The 23,746-nt window shown below is 71.9% G+C and carries 18 protein-coding genes; 8 read left to right on the forward strand and 10 right to left on the reverse strand.

What is annotated here, in order from left to right; translation table 11 throughout:
- The first annotated feature begins 163 nt into the window (after positions 1 to 163).
- The gene (locus ACXJKD_RS15085; RefSeq protein ID WP_457255427.1) at positions 164 to 1,267 is read left to right on the forward strand and encodes an acyltransferase family protein; all 1,104 of its coding nucleotides are present in this window, start codon (positions 164 to 166) and stop codon (positions 1,265 to 1,267) included.
- On the opposite strand, the gene ACXJKD_RS15090 is transcribed toward ACXJKD_RS15085, so the two are convergent.
- Entirely contained in the window at positions 1,209 to 5,378 is a 4,170-nt protein-coding gene (locus ACXJKD_RS15090) for an alpha-(1->3)-arabinofuranosyltransferase domain-containing protein (RefSeq protein WP_457255428.1), read from the reverse strand. The two genes, ACXJKD_RS15085 and ACXJKD_RS15090, sit on opposite strands and share 59 nt — an antisense overlap.
- On the reverse strand, positions 5,375 to 6,106 hold the full coding sequence (locus tag ACXJKD_RS15095; RefSeq protein WP_457255429.1) for a class I SAM-dependent methyltransferase: 732 nt from the start codon (positions 6,104 to 6,106) through the stop codon (positions 5,375 to 5,377). The genes ACXJKD_RS15090 and ACXJKD_RS15095 overlap by 4 nt, the downstream gene beginning before the upstream one ends.
- A 67-nt stretch (positions 6,107 to 6,173) precedes the next feature.
- Between ACXJKD_RS15095 and ACXJKD_RS15100 the strand changes: the two genes are divergently transcribed.
- On the forward strand, positions 6,174 to 7,340 hold the full coding sequence (locus ACXJKD_RS15100; protein WP_457255430.1) for a glycosyltransferase family 4 protein: 1,167 nt from the start codon (positions 6,174 to 6,176) through the stop codon (positions 7,338 to 7,340).
- A 35-nt stretch (positions 7,341 to 7,375) separates the two neighbouring features.
- Here ACXJKD_RS15100 and ACXJKD_RS15105 read toward each other — a convergent pair whose 3' ends face one another.
- Entirely contained in the window at positions 7,376 to 7,516 is a 141-nt protein-coding gene (locus ACXJKD_RS15105; protein WP_457255431.1) for a hypothetical protein, read from the reverse strand.
- Positions 7,517 to 7,526: 10 nt separating this feature from the next.
- Positions 7,527 to 9,266, reverse strand: coding sequence for a hypothetical protein (locus ACXJKD_RS15110; protein WP_457255432.1), 1,740 nt, complete (start codon positions 9,264 to 9,266; stop codon positions 7,527 to 7,529).
- A 66-nt stretch (positions 9,267 to 9,332) separates the two neighbouring features.
- Here ACXJKD_RS15110 and ACXJKD_RS15115 point away from each other — a divergent pair, with 66 nt between their 5' ends.
- A complete protein-coding gene (locus ACXJKD_RS15115; RefSeq protein WP_457255433.1) occupies positions 9,333 to 10,463 on the forward strand; it encodes an acyltransferase family protein in 1,131 nt (376 codons plus the stop codon).
- Here the strand turns inward: ACXJKD_RS15115 and ACXJKD_RS15120 are convergent.
- Positions 10,432 to 11,283 (reverse strand): 2OG-Fe(II) oxygenase, encoded by an 852-nt coding sequence (locus ACXJKD_RS15120; RefSeq protein ID WP_457255434.1) that lies wholly within the window; start codon positions 11,281 to 11,283, stop codon positions 10,432 to 10,434. The genes ACXJKD_RS15115 and ACXJKD_RS15120 overlap by 32 nt on opposite strands.
- A gap of 109 nt (positions 11,284 to 11,392) precedes the next feature.
- On the opposite strand from ACXJKD_RS15120, the gene ACXJKD_RS15125 reads away from it, so the two are divergent.
- The 3 genes from ACXJKD_RS15125 (at position 11,393) to ACXJKD_RS15135 (ending at position 16,710) form a co-directional block, all read left to right on the forward strand.
- On the forward strand, positions 11,393 to 12,865 hold the full coding sequence (locus tag ACXJKD_RS15125; RefSeq protein WP_457255435.1) for a bifunctional glycosyltransferase/class I SAM-dependent methyltransferase: 1,473 nt from the start codon (positions 11,393 to 11,395) through the stop codon (positions 12,863 to 12,865).
- A gap of 8 nt (positions 12,866 to 12,873) precedes the next feature.
- The gene (locus ACXJKD_RS15130) at positions 12,874 to 14,901 is read left to right on the forward strand and encodes a hypothetical protein (protein ID WP_457255436.1); all 2,028 of its coding nucleotides are present in this window, start codon (positions 12,874 to 12,876) and stop codon (positions 14,899 to 14,901) included.
- Positions 14,902 to 14,985: 84 nt separating this feature from the next.
- Positions 14,986 to 16,710, forward strand: coding sequence for a hypothetical protein (locus ACXJKD_RS15135; RefSeq protein ID WP_457255437.1), 1,725 nt, complete (start codon positions 14,986 to 14,988; stop codon positions 16,708 to 16,710).
- A 3-nt stretch (positions 16,711 to 16,713) separates the two neighbouring features.
- Here the strand turns inward: ACXJKD_RS15135 and polA are convergent, their stop codons facing one another.
- A complete protein-coding gene (gene polA / locus ACXJKD_RS15140; RefSeq protein ID WP_457255438.1) occupies positions 16,714 to 19,386 on the reverse strand; it encodes a DNA polymerase I in 2,673 nt (890 codons plus the stop codon).
- Positions 19,387 to 19,483: 97 nt separating this feature from the next.
- Here polA and ACXJKD_RS15145 point away from each other — a divergent pair, with 97 nt between their 5' ends.
- Complete coding sequence (locus tag ACXJKD_RS15145) at positions 19,484 to 19,876, forward strand: PaaI family thioesterase (protein WP_457255607.1); 393 nt, start codon at positions 19,484 to 19,486, stop codon at positions 19,874 to 19,876.
- A 4-nt stretch (positions 19,877 to 19,880) separates the two neighbouring features.
- On the opposite strand, the gene ACXJKD_RS15150 is transcribed toward ACXJKD_RS15145, so the two are convergent.
- The 3 genes from ACXJKD_RS15150 to ACXJKD_RS15160 all read right to left on the reverse strand — a co-directional run bounded on the left by ACXJKD_RS15150 (position 19,881) and on the right by ACXJKD_RS15160 (position 21,902).
- Positions 19,881 to 20,471, reverse strand: coding sequence for a GNAT family N-acetyltransferase (locus ACXJKD_RS15150; protein WP_457255439.1), 591 nt, complete (start codon positions 20,469 to 20,471; stop codon positions 19,881 to 19,883).
- Positions 20,472 to 20,742: 271 nt separating this feature from the next.
- Entirely contained in the window at positions 20,743 to 21,264 is a 522-nt protein-coding gene (locus ACXJKD_RS15155; protein WP_457255440.1) for a GNAT family N-acetyltransferase, read from the reverse strand.
- A gap of 11 nt (positions 21,265 to 21,275) precedes the next feature.
- Complete coding sequence (locus ACXJKD_RS15160; protein WP_457255441.1) at positions 21,276 to 21,902, reverse strand: ANTAR domain-containing response regulator; 627 nt, start codon at positions 21,900 to 21,902, stop codon at positions 21,276 to 21,278.
- Positions 21,903 to 22,052: 150 nt separating this feature from the next.
- Here ACXJKD_RS15160 and ACXJKD_RS15165 point away from each other — a divergent pair, with 150 nt between their 5' ends.
- A complete protein-coding gene (locus ACXJKD_RS15165; protein ID WP_457255442.1) occupies positions 22,053 to 23,066 on the forward strand; it encodes a hypothetical protein in 1,014 nt (337 codons plus the stop codon).
- Between the two features lie 90 nt (positions 23,067 to 23,156).
- On the opposite strand, the gene ACXJKD_RS15170 is transcribed toward ACXJKD_RS15165, so the two are convergent.
- Positions 23,157 to 23,525 (reverse strand): DNA polymerase ligase N-terminal domain-containing protein, encoded by a 369-nt coding sequence (locus ACXJKD_RS15170; RefSeq protein ID WP_457255443.1) that lies wholly within the window; start codon positions 23,523 to 23,525, stop codon positions 23,157 to 23,159.
- Positions 23,526 to 23,746 lie beyond the last annotated feature (221 nt).

Here is a 23,746-nt window from a genome sequence, read left to right on the forward strand (position 1 = left end):
GCGGTCCGACGGCGACCGCGCAGCGCAGGTGCTGGCGCGGCTGGACCCCGGCGGCCAGCTGACTGATGACTATCCTGCGGGCATGGCCGAAGCCGACCCGACTGGCGGGACTCTACCAGCGAGTAGGGCTACGGCGAGTGCACCTTCAGCGAACCCGCGGAGCGTGTCCCCTGACCTGCAACGACTCGGCGCGCTCGACGGTTTGAGGGCCGTCGCGGCGGGTCTGGTCGTGCTCACCCACGTCGGATTCCTGACCGGCGCGGTCTCCTTCGGCGTGGTGGGTCGGCTCCTCGGTCGCGGTGACCTGGGGGTCTCGATCTTCTTCGCCCTGTCGGGCTTCCTCCTGTATGCCGCGATGGGCCGCGAGTGGGCCAGGTCGGGGCGGGTGGACGTGCCGGGCTACTACGCGCGTCGGGCGGTGCGGGTGCTGCCGGCGTTCTGGGTGGGGCTGCTGGTCGTCGGCCTCGTGGTGCGCCCGCCGGCCAGGGTGTGGCTGGCCAACGCGTCCCTCACCCAGATCTACCTCCCCGACGCGCTGCTCGACGGCTACACCCAGACCTGGAGCCTGGCGACCGAGGTTTCCTTCTACCTCGTCCTCCCGTTCGCGTTCCTCGCGCTGCGGCGTCGCACCGGACGCCCGTCGGTGGTCCTGCGCGTGCTCGGGGCCACGTGGGTGCTAGGCCTGGCGGCAGCCGTCGTGTCCGGCCTCGTCGAGATCGGGGGCGACAGCCTGGCCGGGCGCTGGCTGCCGGCGCACTGGCCGGAGTTCGCCCTCGGGATGGCGCTCTCCGTCGTCCGTGACGCCCCCGCCCTGCGCGCGCACCGCGTGCTGCGCGAGCTCGCCGCCTACCCGGGCACCTGCCTGGCGCTGGCTGGTGGCGCCTACCTGCTGGCGACGACCACCGTCGCCGGGCCGCTCACCCTCGGGCCCATCGCCGGCATCCAGCTCGCGGGCAAGGGGGTCCTGGGCTCGATCGTCACGGCCGGTCTCATGGTGCCGCTGCTGTTCGGTGACGGGAGCGACGCGTTCAGCCGCGCGCTGGTGTCGCCGCCGGCGCGGTACCTCGGGCGGATCTCCTACGGCGTGTTCCTGTGGCACCTGCCGGTGTTCGAGGCGATCTATGCCGTGACGGGGATCGACTACTTCACCGGCGGCGCACTCGCCCTCCTGGCCGTGGGGGTGCCGGTCACGCTGGGGATGGCCGCCCTCAGCGAGCGTCTGGTCGAGCGTCCGCTGATGGACCGGGTGCACGCCAGGACGCGCTGACGAGGACGAGGGACGCGACGCACAGGAGGCGGAAGGTGGCCTCGAGAGCCGGAGCGCCCAGCCGCCCCGGGGCCCACCAGGCCTGGACGAGCCCGGCGACCGTGACCAGCCCGACCACCAGACCGCCGACCAGCAGGGCCCGCTGTCGGCGCCGGACTCGCGGCAGGGGTGCCAGGGTCACCAGCACGCACGGTACGGCGACGAGCAGGCCCCACCAGCCGGCGAGCAGGAAGCCCACGAGCACCGCCGCGACCGGCCCGGCCCAGGCGCGCACCCGTGTCGACGATGCCTCCGCTGGGTGGACTGCTGCGACCGCACCGGCTCGACTCCGCGATGGCGTGAGGGCGCTGGCGCCGACCAGCAGCACCAGCACCAGACCCAGGAGCAGCCCCCAGCGGTAGGGGCCGTCGGGACCGAAGGTCACCGTCACCGTCCCACCGGGGCCCTCCGGCACGACGAACCCCTGCCGCCAGCCATCCACGGTGACGGAGTCGAGGCGCCGACCGTCCAGGGTCGCGCGCCAGCCCGGGTTGGCGTTCTGGGACAAGGTCAGGAGCGCCGCCGGGCCCGGTCCCACCGCGGCGGACACGCGACCGGCGGCTGTCTCACCCACCTGGACCGACCGGGCCGGGGCCGGCTTCGCGGAGGACGTGTCGGTGCGCGTCAGGACCAGGCGGTTGGGGACGAAGCCACCCCATGGCTCCACCGCCACCCGTCCGTCGGGTGCACTCATCCGCACCGGTTCGCACGCCTCGTAGGCGAGCTGCCCGACCCCGAAGGCCGCCGACCGCGGTCCACTGACCCGGGTCGGGACGGAGACGCCCTCGACCAGCAGCTGCGGACCGGTGCCGCACCCGGCGGTGAGCTGCTCCTCGGGGGGCGTGGGCTCCAGGCCGTCGATGACCAGCTCGCTGACCTCCATGCCGGCGGCCGGCTTGGCGTCCCGCTCGGCGTCCTGTCGTGTGGCGGCCAGCAGGAGCCGCACGCGCAGGTTGCGACCCGTGGCGGGGCGGATGTCGAAGCTGCCGTCCTGGGCCACCTCGGCGAGCTGCACGGTGCCGTCGACGGTGACCTGCGCCGTCACGTCGCGTCCGGTCAGCCACTCCCCTCGGGTCTGCAGCCGCAGGTGCGAGACCGTGGTCGACCGGGCCAGCTCGAGCGACAGGGTGGGCGTGGCGTCGGCCGGGTCCGGAGCCCATGCGGTGGCCGGGTCGCCGTCCAGCACGGCACCCGGACGTGCCTGCGGCGCCCGCGACAGCCGGCTGCTCGCGGTCACCACGCCGGGCGCACCGAGGTCGAGCACCGCATCGAGGCCCGGACCGGGGACGGCACCCAGGGTGCCGTGCACGGCATACGGGACTCCGTCGGACACCGGGATGGTGCGGTCGAGACCCGCGGCGTCCTCGGGCGCGCGCTGCTCGTCGCGGCACACGAACTCGTCGCGGACCTCGACGCAGCCGTCGGTGCCGCGGTACTGCTCGGAGAGCACGAAGGCGTCGGCCGGCGCCGGGCTCGGGTGCGGCACGACGGCGCTCTCCCTGACCACGAGCCCGGGCACCCGCACCTCGGTGAGCCCGGTGACGAGCGCGTCGGCGCGGCGGTCGGTCTCGAGGATCTCGAGCCGCAGCCGCGTCGTGGGGCCCGAGGGCAGCCCCGTCACCACCTGCGACCGTCCGGTGGCGGCCAGCCGGACGACGGTGTCGCCTTCGTCGGTGGTCACCTTCACGCGCGTCGGTATGCCGAGGAAGTCACCGAAGCGAGTCTTGTCGGCGAGCGCCGAGACCTCGAGGCCGCCGACCGGGCGCGGCCGGTCGAAGGTCATCGTCAGCGAGGGCCGTCCGTCCGCGGCGACCACCCACGCCGTGGTCGCGAGGCCGTCGACGGCGGAGAAGGGCCGGTCGGCCGGGTCGAGCCCGCCGGGGTCGGCGTCGGTGGCCAGCGACCCCGACGCCTCGAGGTCACGCAGCCCCGTCCACGCGACTGTGGTGCGCAGCCGCGGGTCGCTCCAGGGCAGGTAGTCGCGGGCGCCGGACAGGTGGTCGGCCGGCAGGGTCTGGCTCACGTCCCTGCCCCGGATCGCGCCGAAGGCGCGGTCTCGAGCCCGCAGGCCGTCGGTCACCACCCGTCGTCCACCGGCTGCGGCATCGTGGGCGACCCGGGCCGCCGCCGCGCTGGTGGCTGCGTCGCCGTCGAAGACCACTGGTCCGTCGATGCCCGCGTCGCGCAGGTCGGGCAGGCTGTCGCTCGCCCCGGAGGCCGAGACGACCCCCGAGAGCGGCGTCAGCTCTGCAGCGGGGGCGGTCGAGCCCTCGATCGCGTAGACCTCCACGGGCCGCAGGCGCGTGCCGGTGCCATCGACGAAGGTGTTGCCGAAGGCTGCCACCTGCTTCAGCGCGGGCGTCCGGGTGATGGCCGACCGCGCCACCGAGACCGGCACCCCGCCGGTCGACGAGGTGTCGAGGTCGTTGCGCAGCACGACGTGGCGCACCCCGGCCGTGCGGAGCACGTCCACGACGCCGCCCAGGTCGCGGCCGGTCTGCAACCGCGTCTCGACCGAGTCGAGCAGGCGCACCGTGTTGGCGGGCGTCAACGGCACCGCGTCGCGGACGGCGGTGTCGGTCGAGGTCTGGGTGCGCAGGACGAGGTCGAGCGGGCGGCCCCAGGTGTACTCGTCGAAGTTGGACGCGGGGACGACGAGCGCGGTCCCCCCACCCGGTTGCCGGTCGAGCCACCGGCCGGCCTGGCTCCACTCCTGGGGCACCGCGGCGAAGGAGCCGCGCGAGGCCAGCTGGCCGGCCAGTCCGGGCAGCACCGGGCTCAGCGCTGCGACGCAGGCGGTCAGCGCGGCCAGGACCACGACGGGCCGGGCCGCCCGGGCCGGCACGCGGGGCGCCCGACGGTCGCGCTGGACCAGCCAGCCCACGACGTGCGTGAAGGCCACTGCCAGCGGCAGCCGGAGCAGTGGATCGGCCTTGTGCACGTTGCGCAGCGGCGCGAGCGGCCCGTCGAGCAGGTCCTGGACGAGCGGCCGCAGCGGGCTGTCGAGGGGCCCGCTGTGCGGCAGCGCCAGGACGAGGACTCCCAGCAGTGCGAGACCCACGAGGTAGTCGCGGTGCGGCAGCCCACGCAGGGTGAGCCCGGCGAGACCGATCGCCGCGGCCAGGGCGGTCCCGATCACCAGCCCCGGCGCCGCGACGAGGTCGTACCCGGCGTTCCACCAGGGCCCAGCCTGCGTGACGAGGTGGCCGAGCCAGTGGGACGTCCCGCGGAGGTCGTCGAGCAGGCTGATGGTGCGGGTGACCGTGTCGGAGGACTCGATCCAGTCGAGGAACGGCGGCGAGTAGCGGCCCAGCACCAGGAGGGGCACCGCCCACCAGGCCGACGCGGCCACCACCGACGCGGCCCACCACCACGTCAACGGCGTGCGCCACCACCCCCGTCGCGTCACCAGCCACAGACCCGCGGGGACCACGGCGAACGCGGTGGCCGTGGCGTTGACCCCGCCACAGCAGAGGACCGCCAGGGCCGACAGCGCGGCAGCCCGACGGGGGCCCAACCGACCCAGGCCGGCGAGCACCAGTGGCAGGAGGATCGCGGGCGCGAGCAGCGCGGGAGCCGACTCCGACGAGATCGGGCCCAGTGTGCTCACGACCCGGGGTGAGAGGGCGAACGCGACGGCGCCGACCTGCCGGGTGACCGGGTCGGCGACCCGCCAGGCAGCCAGGAGCGCCCGCATCGCCAAGAAGCCTGCGGTCAGCAGGGCTGCCCACCAGAGCCGCTGCACCACCCACGGGGCGGCGACCAGCTGGCCGGCAGCGGCGAAGGGAGCCATCGGGAAGAGGTAGCCGTAGCCCTGGTTCTGCAGGACGCCGAAGGTCGTGCTCGGGTCCCACAGGTGCAGGGCGCGGGACATCAGTCCCCCCGGGTCGAGCGCGAGGTCGATCTTGGTGTCGGCCACCACCTTGCCGGGCTGCTGTGCGAAGGCGACCGACCACAGCACCAGCAGGCAGGTGAGGGTGCGGACCCGGTCGACCAGGGTGGGCACCGTCCGCACCCGGGCCGCCCGGACACCGTCGGGTCGGCGACCTGCGGACACCGAGGAAGCGGTCACCGGCGCCGCAGCACCATCATGAGGTTCCAGGTCGCGACCTCGCGCAGCACCGGCACCTCGACGACCGCCCGCGCCCAGTCGGGGTGGTAGCGCGGCGAGAGCTCCTCGACGACGAGGTCCTCCTGCGTCCGGGCCCAGTGGATCCCGTCGCCGACCCGGGCCGCGAACATGGAGGTCCCGAACCGGTTCTTGGGCGGGCGGCCGTTCACCCGCTCGTAGCGCCGCGCGGCATACTCCCCTCCGAAGACGTGCCACGGCGACGTCTCGTGGCCTCCCCAGGGAGACGCCCACGCGGTGTAGGAGATGAACACGAGCCCGCCGGGGCGCACGACGCGCACCATCTCGCGGGCCACGACACCGGGCCTCTGGACGTGCTCCATGACGTTGCTCGACATGACGACGTCGAGGCTCGCGTCGGCGAACGGCAGCCGCTCCCCCACGCCCACGACGTCCGGGGCCGCGGCGTCGGCGAGGTCCCCCACCGAGACGTCCAGTCCCACGTAGCGCGCCCCGGCACCGGCGAAGGCGGCCGCGAACTGCCGTGGCCCTGCTCCCACGTCGAGGACCCCCGCCCCCGCGAGGTCGGTGTGCCCGGACAGCAGCGCGACCGTGTCGTCGGCGAGGTCGCCGTAGAAGCGGTCGGGGTCGGTCTGCTCCACGAGGAACGACCGGAAGAGGCGGAGCGACCGACCAGCGGTGCGATACCGTCGCGTCGGTCGCTCATTCACCCGTGCATGCTAGCCAGCCGGACCGCATGGTCCGTTCGGGCGTGCCCACACCACCAAGGATTTCTGCGTGCGCAACCCGTTGTCCGTCGTGCTGCTCAACTGGCGGGACATGAACCATCCGGAGGCCGGCGGCTCGGAGAAGTACCTCAGCGAGATCGCGACCGGCCTGGCCTCCCGCGGGCACCGCGTCACCGTCCGCACCGCTGCCTACCCCGGCGCGCTGCCGCGCGAGACCGTCGACGGCGTGCGGTACCTGCGACGCGGCGGTCGCTACGGCGTCTACCTGCGATCCCTGGCCGCACTGGCGCTGGGCCGGCACCGCGCCGACGTGGTCGTCGACGTGCAGAACGGCGTGCCCTTCCTCAGCCCCCTCGTCCGGTCCGGCAGACCGGTCGTCAACCTCGTGCACCACGTGCACCGCGAGCAGTGGGGCGTGGTGTTCGGGCCGACCGTCGCGCGCGCCGGGTGGTTCCTCGAGTCGAAGATCGCGCCCCGCGTCTACGGTCGCAGCCGCTACGTCGCGGTCTCCGAGTCGACGCGTGACGAGCTGGGTGGGCTGGGCGTGGAGGCGTCCCGGGTGACCGTGATCCACAACGGCACGGACGCCGTGGCCGACGAGCACGTGAGCCGGGCGGGGCACCCGGTCGTCCTGGTGCTCGGCCGGCTCGTCCCGCAGAAGCGCGTGGAGATCGCGATGCAGGCCGTGCGCGACCTCGCCGTCGACCGACCCGACCTCGAGCTGTGGGTGGTCGGCTCCGGCTACTGGGACACCGAGCTGCACCGCGTCGCCGACGAGCTCGGCATCCGCGACCGCACCACGTTCACCGGCCACGTCTCCGAGGCGGAGAAGCACCGGCTCCTCGCCGAGGCGTGGGTGCTGGCCCTGCCCAGCCTCAAGGAGGGCTGGGGGCTCGTGGTCGTGGAGGCCGGGGTGCACGGCACGCCCACCGTGGCGTTCGCCGACGTGGGTGGCCTCAACGACTCGGTCCGCGACGGCGAGACCGGGGTGCTCGTGCACGGCGGGCAGGACGAGTTCACCGCTGCGCTGGGCGCGCTGCTCGACGACACCGCCGCCAGGAGCGCCATGAGTGAGCGCGTCGTGCAGTGGGTGACGAGGTTCCGCTGGTCCGAGACGGTCAGCCGGTGGGAGTCACTGCTGTATGCCGCGGCGGCGCGCGAGCTCGACCCGCCGGCGGATCACCGCGTGGTCACGGACAGCGAAACGGACCACTGACTGAGGTCAGCAGCCCGCGGGCGACGTAGGTGCGGTCAGTTGCCGTCGTAGTTGACGACCGGCGCGTTGTTCGCCGCGACGGACGGGGTCAGCGCCGCGGTGCCGCCGAAGATGGCCAGCAGGGCCAGCACGGCACCGGTCACGAGGGCGGCGATGCCGCTGACAGCAGTAGTCATGGGCCGAACCCTACCAGCGAGTTCGGTTGCCTCCGCCATTTCTGTGCAAGCCGCGCCGGGTCGCCAGGACGAGCCACGCGGCGACTGTTGCGAGCGTCACACCCCAGCCCGTGGCGGAGCCCGCCCGCCCATCCGGGTCGCTCGCTCCGGTCACCGCTCCCGTCGTCGGACCGGCCGACCGGTCCACCTCGACGACCAGCACGTGCGCCGTGTCCGCGATGACGCGCCCGGCACCGGCCGGAGGCTGCGGGGTCGGGAGTCCGGTGTCCTTCTCGACGACGACGTAACGAACTCCCTGCGCCACCACCGCATCCCACGCGGCGGCCCCGCCGTCGATCGCGGCGGTGACGGCCTCGGAACGGGGGCTCTCCCCCGCGATCCGGCCCGAGCTGAGCGGTAGCGAGTCGTCGTAGAGCACCCGCTGGTCGACCATGCGCGGGACCAGGCTCAGGCTCACCCGCGCGTCGTTCCAGCCATAGCGGCGGTACTGCCGCCACGGCAGGAGCCCGACGTCCCCGTCGGGAGCACTGGACAGCTCGGCGGCCGTCGCCCGGAGGTCTGCTGGCACCGTGACCGCCTCGATCCGGCTCCGCTCACCCCACGCCAGCGTGGGCAGCAACAGCGGAGCCACGACGGTCAGGCCGATGGCCGGCACGAGCGCGGCACCACGGTGGCGGACCAACCCCTCGACGAGCAGGCCCACCCCGGCCGCCCCGAGGACGACCCACAGCGCCACGACCTTCTGGCTGTCACGAAGCACCGCGCCGCCCGGGACGTCGGCCAGCCGCGACCAGCCATCGGCCAGCCACGGGGTGCCGCTGGCAACGGCCAGGAGCAGGCCGAGCAGCGCGACCACGACCAGGACGGGGAGACCCACAGGTGTGCGCCGGCCCCGGCCGGCGTGCACGGCCACTGCCACGACGCCGGCTGTGGGCAGGACGGCGGTCGCCACCGCGAGCGCCGCGACCCCCCGCTCGGCCGGGTAGGACGCCGGGTTCCAGAAGCCTCCACCTCCCGCGAGTGAGACCACCAGTCCGAAGGGACCGTCGGAGCGCGCGGCGAAGACCGTGAAGCCCGCGGGGTCCGAGGCCAGCCCGCCCCACAACGCGGGCACCGCCCAGGCTGCGGCGCCCCCGACGACGACCGCGAGCCACCCCAGGACGGCGCGCCAGACCGGGCGCGGGACGAGCAGGAGCACCGCGACCGGGGGCCCGACGAGCACGAGGGAGTTCGCGCCGCCGACGGACGCGAGCACCGCCCACCCGCACAGGGCGACCAGCGAGCCCTCCCCGGCTCGGACGCGAAGGGCGGCGCGCACCGCCCAGGGCAGCACGGCATACCCGAGCAGGACGGTCCACTGACCGATGACCAGGCGTTCGGCCACGAACGGGTTCCACACGGCCGCCACCGCCGCGGCGCTGGCCGCGAGGCGACCGGCGGGCGGGCGCACCACGCGGACCAGGCCGGCGGCACCGAGCCCGGCCAGCACGAGGACTCCCCCGAGGACCAGCTTCTGCGCCACGCCGGGGGTGAGCAGCACCCCGAGCAGCCAGGCTGCGACGTCGCTCGGGACGGCGCGCGGAGCCGGGGTGTCAGCGCCCGTGGCGAAGGGCGTCAGTCGGGCGTCAGGTGACCAGGCCAGGTCGTACGCGAGGACGACTCCGGGTCGCAGCGCAGGGCCGAGGACGACCGCCACGAGGCCCACCATCACCACCAGCTCGACGGCGGCGCGTGTCGAGGGGCGGGCCACAGGGGGAGGCTATAGCAACGCTTCGAGTGGGCAGGTTAACCTCTGCCAAACCCACGCGGAGGACCGGTGCACACCCCAGCAGTCACGACCACGCCACGAATCACGACGTTCGACGGACTCCGAGGCATCGCCATCGTGGTCGTCGTGCTGTCGCACGGATGGACGCTCTGGCCGACGGATGGCCTGAGCCGGATCCCGGTGGTCCGGGGCGTGTTCAACAGCGGCAACACGGCCGTGACGGTCTTCTTCGCGGTCGGCGCCTTCCTGCTCTGTAGTGCCGTCCTCGCCGCCGGGGACGGCCCCGGACGGCTCCCCTGGCGGCTGGCCGCCCGACGGTTCATCCGCCTGAGCTCGCAGGTCTACCCGCTGCTGCTGGCTGTCGCCGTGGTCAGCCTGCTCGACTCGACCGACCCGGCCACGGACCAGACCAACCGCCGCACCCTCTGGTCCGTCGCGACCTACACCTGGAACTGGCTGCTGCAGACGGACTCCGCCGACGCGAGACAGGACCTGGGACACCTCTGGTACGTCTCGGTCGACCTCCAGGTGAGCCTCCTCCTGGTGGTGCTCGTCTGGCTCCTGCGTCGTCGACTCCGGGCCCTGCTGATCGTGCTCGCCGCCGGGGTCGTGCTGGTCATGCTGTGGCGGGCCCACATCCTCGACGTCGAGGGGTGGGTGGGCGCATCCCTGCGGACCACCACCCGGTGCGACCCGATCCTCGGGGGCGCGCTGCCCGCCGTGGCTGCCCGACTCCACACCCTCAAGGCACGCGATGCGCGGCTGCTCGCCACGGCAGGGGCCGTGGGGCTCGTCATCGTGGTGGCCAGTGCAGGGAGCGCGGGCGACCTGGCCTACCTGGGGTGGGCCGGGGCGGCTGCGACGGTCGCCACGATCGCGCTCGTCGCGGGACTGGCGGCACCCAGTCGTCCGCTCACGCGTGAGCTCGGCCTGGTCCCGCTGCGCCGGCTCGGGACCCTCTCGCTCGCCATCTACGTGTGGCACTACCCCGTGTTCTGGGCCGTGGCGCGACACTCCCACGGCTGGAGCTGGGTGCCCCGCATGCTGCTCGCCGTCGCCCTGACGGCCCTCGTCGCGGTCCTGACCGAACGACTCTGCGAGCGCCCCACCCAGGGATGGCTGCGCCGCCCCCGGACCGCGCCGGTGCCTACTTCGTCCGTCGCGCCCTCAGGCGGCTGATCCGCTCGAGCAGGCCGTAGGCGTGCTTGTCCGAGAGGCCGAGCTTGCGCTTGGCGCGGTCATAGAGGGCGACCACGCCGCGGTCCACGGCGATCGCCGCGCGCTTGACGACGGCCTCGTCCGGGCGGGCGCGGAAGTTGGTCGACTTGCGGACCGCGTTCTCCTCCTCGGTGAAGTAGTAGAGCGCCATCGACCGGCGGGCGACGTCCTCCGGGCAGGTGAGGGCGTCCGGGTGACCGTGGAAGCTGTCCTCGCTCGTCGTGAAGATGAGCATCCGGTTGCCGGCGGGCTGGACCTTAGCCTGCGCGGCAGTCATGTCCTTGTCCCAGAGCTCGAGCTTGCCGCCCCACTCCTCGCGCCACTCCTCGTTGAGGTAGAGCAGGATGTTGACCCGCCGGCTCCACTGCTCGTTGACGTGGTGGGTGGTGAAGTCGGCGTGGATGTTGAGGTGGCCGCCGCGCAGCGTCTGGTGCAGGCCTCCGCCGTCCATGCTCCAGTCGGGCAGCAGGTCGCGGATGCCGGTCAGCTCCTCGAGGAAGCTCACGAACTCGGGCGACACGAACTCCTTGGCGACCTCGGTCAGGGTCGGCCCCCAGGTGTCGGGCTGGGTGTTGCCGTACTTCGTCTCGTTGACGTGCAGGTAGCCCTTCCAGAAGGGGTCCCGCATGGCGGGGAACTCCTGGGCAGCGCGGGTGAACGCATCGGCGAAGAGCACGTCGTCGAGCACGATGTGGGGGAAGGGCTGGGCGGAGCGGTACTGCTCCGCGAGCTCGGGCAAGCGGGCCTGCAGCGTGCCGAGGTCGACGAGGGCGGCGGTCATTGGGCGGAGTATGCCAGAACGTCCTGCCGCCTCGTTACCAACGGGTAAGATTCCCCGAGCCCAATGCAGTGCGAGGCGAGTCGGGACTCCACGGGGCAGCATGAGAGGGATGACAGTGACGTCAGCAGACGTGGGCTCGGCCGAGCCGGCCGCAGTCCGGATCGGTGTCCTCGTGGTCGCCTACAACGCGGCCACCACCCTCCGACAGACCCTCGACCGCATCCCGTCCAGCTTCCGCGACCAGCTCGACCACGTCCTGGTCTGCGACGACGCGAGCGTCGACGAGACCTACGAGATCGGCCTCGAGTACAAGTCCGGCTCGACCCTCCCGCTGACCGTGATCAAGCACGTCGAGAACCTGCGCTACGGCGGCAACCAGAAGTTCGGGTACCGCTGGGCGATCGAGGAGGGGCTCGACATCGTCGTGCTGCTGCACGGCGACGGCCAGTACGCCCCGGAGGTCATGGAGCAGATCGTCTCGCCGCTGATGACCGGCGCGGCCGACGTCGTGATGGGCTCGCGCATGATGCAGCCTGGTTCAGCCCTCAAGGGCGGTATGCCGCTCTACAAGTACGTGGGCAACCGCATCCTCACGCGGTTCCAGAACGCCATGACGGGTGCGTCCCTCACCGAGTGGCACAGCGGCTACCGCGCCTACCGCACCGACGCGCTGCGCGACGTGCCCTTCGCCGACTACTCCAACGACTTCGACTTCGACACCGAGATCATCCTGGGCATGCTCGCCGCCCGGAAGCGGATCGTCGAGGTGCCGATCCCCACTTACTACGGCGACGAGATCTGCTACGTCAACGGGTTGTCCTACGCCCGCGACGTGGCCGTCGACGTGCTGCGCCACCGGGCCCTCCAGATGGGGTTCGGTGGGTCCACCGGTGGCGGCGGCGTCGACACCGCGGCCTACGAGGTCAAGCACAGCCCGCACTCCTCGCACGGCCAGCTGCTCACCTGGCTGACCGGCATCCCGTCGGCATCGGTGCTCGACGTCGGCTGCTCCGACGGCCTTTTCGCCGGGCTGGTGCGCTCGATGGGGCACCATGTCGTGGGCGTCGACCTGGTCAAGCACGAGGGCATCGGCCAGCGGATCGACGCCTTCGTCGAGGCCGACCTCAACCAGGGGCTCCCGACCGAGGCCGGCTCCGGCTACGACGTGATCGTGGCGGGCGATGTCCTCGAGCACGTCATCGACCCTGACTCACTCATGGCCGACATGGTCTCTCGCCTCGGCGACGACGGCTCGATCCTCGTGAGCATCCCCAACTTCGGCCATTGGTACCCACGGCTGCGGACCGCGTCGGGGAACTTCGACTACGACCAACGCGGGCCGCTGGACCGGGGCCACGTGCGGTTCTTCACCCGCCGCAGCTTCGAGCGCCTCATCGCGGGCGCGGGCCTGCGGATCGTCGAGCGCCGGACCGTCGGCTCGCCGCTCGACGTGCTCGAGCGTGGGGGCAACCCCGTCGTCGGCCGGGTGGCCCGGTTCGCCTCGGCCGTCGACCGTGCTGCCGTGCGGGTCTGGCCGACGCTGTTCGGCTACCAGTTCCTCTACAAGCTGGAGCGAGTTTGAGTTCCCATGTGCGGCGGCGACCACCCCGCGAGGGGTTCGCCACGGCCACGGGTCTGATCCTCGGCGGCATACCCTTCTTTCTCGCTCTCCTGAACTACCGCACCGACCTGCTGCGCACCGCCGTGTCGCAGCGTTACGCGTCGAACTTCTTCGACATCCAGGCGACGGCTTTCCTGCACGGGCAGCTCGACGTGCCGAAGGGCTCGCTGGGCATCGAGGGCTTCGTCATCGACGGCCGAACCTACATGTACTTCCCGCCGTTCCAGGCGCTGCTCCGCGTCCCGGTGCAGCTGGTCACGCACGAGTTCGACGGACGACTGAGCCTGATCTCCATGGGCCTGGCCTGGGTCGTGTTCGCGGTGTTCGCGCAGAAGCTCTTGTGGCTGCTCAGGGTGCAGCTCCGGGGCGACACGCCCCTCACGCGGTTCGAGTGGCTGGGCGCGGCGGTGGTCCTCGGGCTGGCCACCGGGGGCACCACCCTGACCTTCGACGCCTCGCTGCCGTGGGTCTACCACGAGGTGTACCTCTGGTCCACGGCGCTGCTCGTCGGATGCTGCTACTGGATGCTTCGGGTGGTCCTCTCCCCCGACCGCCCGGCGGTGCTGTGGCTGGCCGCCCTCATCCTCGCCGAGGGCCTCACCCGGACCCCTGGCGGCTGGGCCATGGCCGGCACCACGATCCTGCTCGGCGCCACCCTCGCGGTGCGTCATCGCCGGCGGCTCGGCCTGGGCGTGGTCGCGGCCGGAGCCGCACCCTTGGGCGTGGCTGTCCTCTACAACCTGGTCAAGTTCGGCCACCCGTACCTCTTCCCGCTCCAGTCCCAGGTCTGGACCCAGGTGAACGCGCACCGTCGTGAGGCCCTGCGCGTCAACGGTGGCACCATCACCGGCCCCCAGTTCTTCGAGACGTCGCTGGTGAACTACCTGCGCCCGGACGGCCTCCGGTTCGTCGACTACTTCCCCTTCATCACGCTGCCGGCGGAGCCGGCACGGGCGTATGGCGGCGCCTTCCTCGACCAGACCTACCGCACCGGGAGCGTGACCGCCCTGATGCCGGGGCTGGTCCTGCTGACGCTCGTCGGCCTCGTGGCCCTGGTGGGCCTGCGGTCTGGTGCGGGTGTGGCCGCGGTCCGCTGGCCGATGTTCGCGGCGGTGGGCGCCACCGGCGGCATCATGGGCTACGGCTACCTGGCCAACCGGTACACGAGCGACTTCGTGCCGATGCTGGTCCTCGGCGGCTTCGTCGGCTTCTGGGTGGTGGTCGGTCTGGTGCCTCGCGTGCGCGCCCTGCGCGTGGCGGTGGCGGCCGTCCTCGGCGTGCTGTGCGCGTTCAGCATCGTGGCCCAGCTGGCGACCGGCAGTGCCGTGGCAGCCCAGACCTGGGGCGGCGACCGGCTCGCCAGCTACCTCATGGTCCAGCAGCGCCTTCGTCTCGGGGACGGGGCCTCCGCACCCCCACTGACCCGTTCGGACGACGTCCCCCAGACCGGCCGGACCGACCAGCTGCACATCAGGGGAGAGTGCGCCGCCCTCTACCTCAACACCGGCGACCAGTACGAGCCGTGGGCCCTGGTCGAGCAGCGCGACATGGTGGTGACGGTCAGCCCCGTCTTCGAGGACTACCGACCGGGCACCATCGGGCTCTTCCGCCAGACCGGCCTCGAGGACCGCACGATCGGGGTCGAGTTCGACAGCAGGCTGCCCGAAGCCCGACTGGTGATCGAGGACCCGGACGGCAACTTCTACTCGCCCTGGTTCGAGGTGCAGCGCGGCAAGCCGTTCACGGTCACGGCCCACACCACGCCGGAGACCGGCCAGACGCGCATCCGCGTCGACGACCAGCTGGTCTACGACCTGTACGTCGCCACCAGCGAGTGGAACGCGGACTGGTACAACGTGCAGACCACGCTCTCGTTCACCGGGGCCGGCGAGCACGGCAGTGCCAGGCACGCCACGGTCTCGTCCGAGTACGGCCCCGTACCCGACCTGTGCGCCCACCTCGACGGACAAGGCGAAGCAGCCGCCAGCGGCTCCTAGGCCCTCGAGAGTCTGCGACAATTGTGCCCAACTGCGGCGAAATGTCGGCAGTGCGCAGACTTCCGATAGAAAGGCCCGATCTCCGTGGCCACCGAAACAGACCACGAGGTCGAGGACCGCAGCCCGGTGTCGCCCCGACACACCCGGCCGGGCCCGCGCGAATGGAATCGCGTCAAGGGCTCGCTACCGGCCGCAATCCTGGCAGTCGGGATCGGCCTGCAGGCCATTCTCCTCGTCGGCTTCGCGCGCCAGTTCTGGTTCGTCATGGACGACTGGGACTTCCTGTTGTTGCGCGGCACCATTCCGGAGGAGTCGCGCGGCTGGCTCGAGCCGAGGAACGGACACTGGTCGACCCTGACCATCGCCATCTACCGGGCTCTGTTCGCGGTCTTCGGCCTGCGCACCTACCTGCCGTATGCGTTGGTGACCATCGTGTTCCACCTGGCGATCGCGGCCCTGTGGTTCGTTATCCTGCGGCGACTGCAGGCCCGCAAGGTGGCTGCCCTGATCGGGGCGTGGGTGATCCTGTTCCTCGGCATCGGTGGCGACGCCATCCTCTACTCGGCCGCGATGAACCACCTGGGATCGCTGCTCCTCGGACTCATCGCGCTCCTGCTGGCGCTCTCTGAACGCCCCCGCACCTGGGTGGTCGCAGTGCCGCTCGTGGGTGCGCTGATGTTCTCGAACACCGGCGTCAGCGCGGTCTTCTTCGTCGTGGCGTTCGTGGCGATCCGGCACGGGCTCCTGCGGGCGGCCCGCTTGGTCGTGATCCCCGCGGGCGTCTACGTCCTCTGGTACTTGAGGTACGGACACGTCGAGGCCGGCGCCCAGCTGCCCACGGGCGTGTGGGACTACCTCAAGATCCCGCAGCTTGTCTGGCAGGGCATGTCGGCCGCGATCGGGAACGCCCTCGGGTATGCCGAGGTCGGGCCGGCCGTGCTGGTGGCACTGCTCGTGGGGACCGCCCTCGTCAAGAGCCGCAAGGAGAAGCTGAAGCAACTGGCGTGGGCGGGCCTGCTCGCCGCCGTGTTCATGAGCACGACCTTGTCCCTGTCCCGCCAGTTCGTGTCCCCTGACACCGGACGCTATTCCTACTACACGGTCGTCTTCCTCGTCCCAGCCGTCGCACTGTGCATCGAGGGGGTCAGCCGTCTGGCCGTGGAGCCCCGGTGGCTGCCGGCCCTCATCGCGGCGGGTCTCCTCGGCGGCTACGCGGTCAACGGTGTCCTGGCTGAGCGCACGTTCGCAGCCGCCTGGGTGCCGATCACCAGACCATGGCAGGACCGAACCCTCGGCATGGTGGCTGCCGTGGACGCGGGCGAGCGCAGTCTCAACGACTTCTCAGGTGACTTCTACAACGGCGACATCAACCCGCAGCGCATCACCAAACCGAACATCCGTGAGGCCCTGCCACCGGGCAAGGCCACGCCGCAGGGGCGCATCGACGCCGAGGCCCTGTACATGGTCCGGGTCGGCACTACGAGTGCGGTCCTGCCGGCCGCCGGCGGACTCGACCAGATCACAGGGAGCTTCACCGGGCCGATGGAGCCCGGCGCCGGGTGCCACACCTACACGGCCCAGGGACAGCGACCCGCCCTCGTTCTCGGCACCGGTCGGGGGAACGAGATCACGGTGACGAGCCAGAGCACCGAGGTCGTCACCCAGGTCCTGCGCGGACAGAACCTGGCGAGCGTCCAGCGGATGTGGACGGTCGCCCCGGGAACCATCTACGTCTCGACCACAGCCAAGGACGCGCTGCTCTTCATCACCCTCAACGGCGCCGGGGAGTACACGATCTGCAAGTCCTGATGGTCAGTGCGCGGCGTCGAACCAGGAGCGGCCGACGCCGACGCTGACGTCGAGCGGGACGTCCATCTCGATCGCTCCACCCATCTCCTGGCGGACCAGCGCCTCCACGTCAGCCGCCTCGCCGGGGGCGATCTCCAGGACCAGCTCGTCGTGCACCTGCAGGAGCTGACGGGACTGGGCCCCGGACTCTGCGAGCGCCTTCTCGACGCGCAGCATGGCGAGCTTGATGATGTCGGCGGCCGACCCCTGGATGGGCGCGTTCAAGGCCATCCGCTCGGCCATCTCGCGACGCTGTCGGTTGTCGGAGGTGAGGTCGGGCAGGTAGCGGCGCCGCCCCAGCATGGTCTCGGTGTAGCCGGTCCCCCGCGCCTCGGCGACGACCGAGTCGAGGTAGTCCTTGACCCCGCCGAACCGCGCGAAGTACTCGTCCATCAGGCCCTGGGCCTCGCCGGTCGAGATGGTCAGCTGCTTGGACAGGCCGAACGCGGACAGCCCGTAGGCAAGGCCGTAGGACATCGCCTTCACCTTGGAGCGCATCGCCGACGTGACGTCCTCCGGCTCGACCGAGAACACCCGCGACCCGACGAACCGGTGCAGGTCCTCCCCCGACCGGAACGCCTCGATCAGGCCCTCGTCGCCGGACAGGTGCGCCATGATCCGCATCTCGATCTGGCTGTAGTCGGCGGACATCAGCGACTCGAAGCCCTCGCCCACGATGAACACCTCCCGGATCCGGCGCCCTTCGTCGGTGCGGATCGGGATGTTCTGGAGGTTGGGGTCGGTCGAGGACAACCGCCCGGTCGCGGCGATGGTCTGCTGGTAGGTCGTGTGGATGCGCCCGTCGTCGGCCACGGACTTCAGCAGGCCCTCGACGGTGACCCGCAGCCGCGACGAGTCACGGTGCCGCAGGAGCGCCTCGAGGAACGGGTGCTCGGTCTTGGTGAAGAGGTCGTTCAGCGCATCCGCGTCGGTGGTGTAGCCGGTCTTGGTGCGTCGGGTCTTGGGCAGCCCGAGCGTCTCGAAGAGCACGACCTGCAGCTGCTTGGGCGACCCGAGGTTGATCTGGTCGCCGCCGATCGCGTCGTAGGCGTCCTGCTGGGCCTCGCGGACCTTGGCCGCGAAGTCGGCCTCCAGCCCGGTCATCACTTCGACGTCGGCCGCGATGCCAGTGCGCTCCATGCCCGCGAGCACCTGCTCCAGCGGCAGCTCGACGTCCTGCTGCAGGGAGGTGCCGCCGGTGGCCTCGAGCTGCTCGGCCAGCGAACCGGCCAGGTCGAGGACCGCCCGGGCCCGGACCATCGCGTCCTGCGCGCCTGCGTCGGACTCGTCACCGAAGTCGAGCAGGCCCTGGCCGGAGGTGTCGGACTCGGCGCGCAGCTCGCGCCCGAGGTGGCGCAGGACCAGGTCGGCCAGGTCGTAGGACCGCTGGTCGGGCCGCACGAGGTAGGCAGCCAGCGCGGTGTCGGTGGCGATGCCGGCCACCGGCCAACCCCGCGCAGCCAGCGCCAGCAGTGGTCCCTTGGCATCGTGGAACACCTTGGGACGGTCGGCGTCGGCCAGCCACGCGCCGACGGCGGCGTCACCCGCCGGGTCGAGTGCCGTCAGGTCGAGGTATGCCGCGGCGTCGCCGTCCGTGGCCAGCGCCAGGGCGGTGGCGTCCCCGGTGCCCCGACCCCAGTGGCCGACGAGGTGCACCCCCACTGTGGTGCCGGACGCGGCATACTCCTGCAGCCACCCGGCCACCTCGTCGGGCGCGAGCAGCGCGCCGTCGAGGTCGAAGCCGTGGTCGGCCTCCTCCTGCGGCGCGTCGAGGTACTCGAAGAGCCGGTCACGCAGCACCCTGAACTCGAGGCTGTCGAAGACGGTGTGCACCTGCTCGCGGTCCCAGTTCTGGCGCTCGAGGTCGGCGATGCCGAGAGGCAGCTCGAGGTCGCGGACCAGCTGGTTGAGCCGGCGGTTGCGGAGCACTCCGTCGAGGTGCTCACGCAGCGACTCCCCCGCCTTGCCCTTGATCTCGTCGACGTGGGCGACGACCCCGGTGAGGTCGCCGTACTGGGTGATCCACTTCGCGGCGGTCTTCGGACCGACCCCGGGCACCCCGGGCAGGTTGTCGGAGGACTCACCGACGAGGGCGGCCAGGTCGGAGTAGCGCTCCGGGAGCACGCCGTACTTGGCCTCGACCGCGCCAGGCGTCATGCGCGCGAGCTCGGAGACACCCTTGACCGGGTAGAGGACGGTGCTGGTGTCGGTGACGAGCTGGAACGAGTCACGGTCACCCGAGCAGATCAGCACCTCCATGCCCTCGGACAGGGCCTGGGTGGTGAGGGTGGCCAGCACGTCGTCGGCCTCGTAGCCGTCGACCTCGACGTAGCGGATCTTCAGCGCGTCGAGGACCTCGTGCAGCAGCGACACCTGGCCGTGGAACTCGGTGGGGGTGGCCGAGCGACCGGCCTTGTAGTCGGCGTACTGCTCCGTGCGGAACGTCTGGCGGGACACGTCGAACGCCACCGCGAGGTGGGTCGGCTGCTCGTCGCGCATGACGTTGATGAGCATCGAGGTGAAGCCGTAGACAGCATTGGTGTGCTGGCCCGTGCTGGTCGAGAAGTTCTCGGCCGGCAGCGCGAAGAAGGCGCGGTAGGCAAGGGAATGACCGTCGAGGAGCAGGAGGCGACTCACGCATGGCAGCCTATTGGTTATGAGTGACACCCCCGCGACCGCCGGCCCCATGAGCGCCGGCCCCACCCACCCCGAGTTCGCCGCCGCCCTCGAGGCGATGCTGGCGATGAACCCGAACTCGCTGCTCCACCGCATGCAGATCGAGGTGCTGGAGGCATCGCCGGAGCGCCTCGTCGCCCGGATGCCCGTCGAGGGCAACACCCAGCCCTACGGGCTGCTCCACGGGGGCGCCTCGGTCGTCCTGGCCGAGACCCTGGGCTCGATCGGCTCAGCGCTGCACGCCGGCCCGGACCGGATCGCCGTGGGGCTGGACATCAACGCGACGCACCACCGGGCCGCCCGCTCGGGCTTCGTGACCGGCACGGCCACCGCCCTGTCCCTGGGCAACACCCTGGCCTGCTACGACATCGTCATCACCGACGACCAGGACCGGCGCACCTGCACCTGCCGGATCACCTGCCTGCTTCGCGACGCGGCGCCCGGCGCCTGACCCGTCAGCCGGCCAGGCGGCTGTCGGCGCTCGCGCTGGCCGTCGCCCGTGCGCGCAGGGAGCGGCGGCGGTGGAGCAGTGCCTCGATGGAGTGGTGCCGCGGCTCGTCCTGCCCCAGTCGGCGCCGCAGTGCGGACACGCTGGTGACGCGGCGCACCATCTGCGAGGAGAAGCCGAGCCGGGCGAAGAAGCGGTTGGCGTCGCGGTGCTGGGCCGGCACGTTGCAGCCGATCTGCTCGCACCCGCGGGAGTCGGCGTAGAGGGTGACGGCGCTCATCAGCTGACGGGCGACCCCGTGCTTGCGCGAGTCGGGCACGACGTAGAGCTGGTCGATGGTGACGCACGGGACATCGGTCAGCGACGAGAACGGGCTGGTGGCGGCGACGGCGAACCCGACCGGCTGACCGTCCGCCATGGCGACGTAGGCCCGGACGTCCTCGCGGTGCAGGGCGGTCGAGATGCGCCCCTCGGAGGCGGCGCGGGCGGCCACCTCGGGACTGACGCCGGCCTCGACCCGGGAGCACATCCAGAGCTCGGTGAAGGACCGCTCCTCATCCGCGGAGACGCGCCTGACGCTGATCACGGGACGGCTCACCGGGGTTCCTCCATCGTCGGTCTGGACTGCTCACCACCTGCAGACGGCTCCCCCGACGGCCGCGGCGCCTCGAAAGACGACCGAGTCAGGACTCTAGGCCCATTCGAGGGCCCTCGTGAAGGGTTCAACAACTTTCCCGTGTTAACTCTTGTCGCTGTCGGTGTTCCACGGGTGTTACATCACGGGTCGGCGCCGAATCGCTGCTTTCGCCATCGTTTCACGGCGTCCGCGAGGACTCGGCAGCCGGGTCCCCCGGAGGGCTTCCGGAGGCTCAGGCGGGCCGCTCGAAGACGTAGTCGTCCTCGTAGCGGTCACCCACGAGGAAGCGCTTGGTGCCCACCCTGGCGAACCCGCTCTTGGCGTAGAACCGCTGGGCGCGCTCGTTCTCCTGGTTGACCCCGAGCCAGACCCCGACCGCGCCACGCGCCCGGGCCGCCTCGATCGAGGCCTCCATGAGCAGCCGGCTGGTGCCCGCGCCGTGGTGGTCGGGCAGGACGTAGATCTTGCTCAGCTCGGCAGTCGGCCGCAGCGTCAGCGCCGTCCGCACGTCGGGGTCGGCGGGCTCCCCGTGGACCACCATCGCGTAGCCCGTGACGACGTCGTCGCCCACCGAGACGAACAGGTCGCGGGCGGGGTCGGCGAGGTAGCGCGCGAAGCACTCGAGCGACAGGACGTCGGCGATGAAGGTGTCGATCGCCTGCTGGGTGGTGTGCGGAGGGCAGGCCAGCGCGAACGTCGCCGCCGCCACCCGCGCCAGCACCGCGGCGTCACCCTGACCTGCGGGGCGCACCACCACGTCGACGCTCAGGCCTTGTCCATCCCGGCCACGACGGCCTCGGCCACCTCGCGCATGCCGAGGCGACGGTCCATCGCGGTCTTCTGGATCCAGCGGAAGGCCTCGGCCTCGGTGATCTTGAGCTTCTTCATCAGCACGCCCTTGGCGCGGTCGACCGCCTTGCGGGTCTCGAGCCGCTCGCCGAGGTCGCTGATCTCCTGCTCGAGTGCCTTGACCTCGGTCCAGCGGTGCCTGGCGATGTCGATGGCCGGCGTGAGGTCGGAGGCCGTGAACGGCTTGACGATGTAGGCCATCACCCCTGCGTCGCGGGCCCGCTCGACGAGCTCGGTCTGGCTGAAGGCCGTGAGCATGACCACGGGGCAGATGCGGGCGGCGCCGATCTGCTCGGCGGCGGTGATGCCATCCATCACCGGCATCTTCACGTCCATGATCACCAGGTCAGGGGTCAGCTCGGTCGCCATCTCGACGGCCTGCTCACCGTTGCTGGCCTGTCCGACCACGTCATAGCCCGCCTCGACGAGCATCTCGGCGAGGTCGAGGCGAATCAGGGCTTCGTCCTCGGCCACCAGGATCCGGGTGGGCGCGGACGCCGCGGGCGTCGGCAGGGGCGTGGTGGTGTCACGGGTGTCGCTCACGGAAAGAGCCTAGGGGACGTGCGTTAACGGAAGGTTGCGGCGGTCCACGGGCGGACGCCCGGCCCCGCGCGGGCCCGGCCGGGCAGGGGCACGCGCCCCGCACCGGAGGTATGCCGCGGCGGCACCGCACGCGGCATACGGGCTCTGGTTGTGGACGGGTCGAAGGACCAGAATGGAGCCGGTCCCGGAGCCAACCGGGCGAGCTCGTCCGTCGCGGTCCGGCCGTTCCTGGTGTCGGTGTCCGTGGCCTGGCAGCTGGAGCCGTGGCAAGTGGAGAACGTGGTGGGTGAGGCCGCCCGTCCACGCCGCCGACCGACGTCCGCGTCGATGCGGGTGGTGTGGATGCTCGTCGCGTTCGTGGGCGGCGGCCTGCTCGGGCTGTTCCTCGTCCTCCCCCGCACCCGGATGCTGCGCCCCCGCCGCGTGCTCGCCTGCGACCTGTGCCAGCGGCGGCACCGACGCCTGCTGGCGGCGATGGTGGTCCTTGCGCTCCTGTCCGTCGCCGGGTTCGGGCTGCGGCTCTCCCAGCGGGCCCGTGAGCTGCCGGCCTGTGCCGCCGACACCTCGATCGCGGAGGGCCGCCGGGTGATCGACCCGCGTGCCCCGAGCCGGCCGCCGCCGTGGTCGACGGTCCGCTCGGTGATGACGGCGCCGGTGAGCGGGCTCGCGCTCGGCTTCGCCGAGGCCCGGGGCCAGGGCCTGTGCAGTGTCGGCGACCCGCCCATCACCCTGGCCTTCGTGCCGCAGGCCGGCGAGCACATGGGCAGCATGGTCGGCGAGGTCTTCCTGGCCTCGCCCGTGCCCCGCATCAACCCGGTCCGCGCCCGCGACCTGGCCGAGCACGAGTCCCGCCACGTCGACCAGTGGGCCGTGTGCACCATCGTCGGCGGGATCTCGCTGCTCCCGGTCCTCTACCTCGTGGACGACACCCTCTACCCCGGGTCGGAGAACCACTTCGAGCAGGCCGCAGGTCTGTTCGACGGGGCCTATCCCCCGCCACCCGATCCGCCGCGAGGCCCGCAGGGCTGGGCGATCGCGCTGTGGATCGGCGTGGTCCTGCTGCTCACCCGCCGCCGGATCCGCTGGGTGGTCCGGAGCCTGGTGCGGCACACCACGGTCGCCGACCCCGCGCGCTGCGGCGTGCACACGACCGGCTGGCGCTGAGCCGGCTGGCGCTGAGCCGGCTGGCGCTGAGCCGGCTGGCGCTGAGCCGGCTCACCCAGGAGCGGGCCCAACCGGTCTCCCGGGCACTCCTCAGGTGCTCGGCTGGTCCTTCAGGAGGTGGAGCAGCGCGCCCCGGTCGGTGCTGACGAGGGCGTAGCGGCGAGCTCCCCGGCGACCGTGCAGCACGAAGACGGTGCGTCGCTCGGTGCGGTCCTCCAGCTCCCACCAGCCGGTGTCGGCGATCGACTTCGTCTCGTCCTCGTAGGTCGCGTGCTCGAGCGCGTGGTCGTCGACGGGCACCGCGAGGCGGTCCTTCGACGCGCTGGTCGGCAGTCCGCGCGGCACGGCCCACGAGCGCAGGACCCCGTCCTCCTCGAGCCGCAGGTCGAAGTGGTGCTGCGGCTTCTGGTGCTCGTGCAGCACGAAGACCGGACGACCACCCTCCTGCTCAGCGGACACGGCCACCTCCGAGATGCGCCAGCTGGGTGCCGAACGCGGGACCTGAACCAGTAGGAATGCTGCTCAGGGGCCTGGCCACCGACACCCAGTGTGGCTCAAGGTGGACCGTCAGCGGAGGCGGAGGCGTGTTCACGGGCTCACGCCCGACGGGCGTCGCCGTGCTTCTGGAACCAACAGCCGCGCACCGGCTGCCGCCGCGCGGCCTTCCGCCCAGATTGGGC

The organism is Pedococcus sp. P5_B7 (assembly GCF_054049895.1).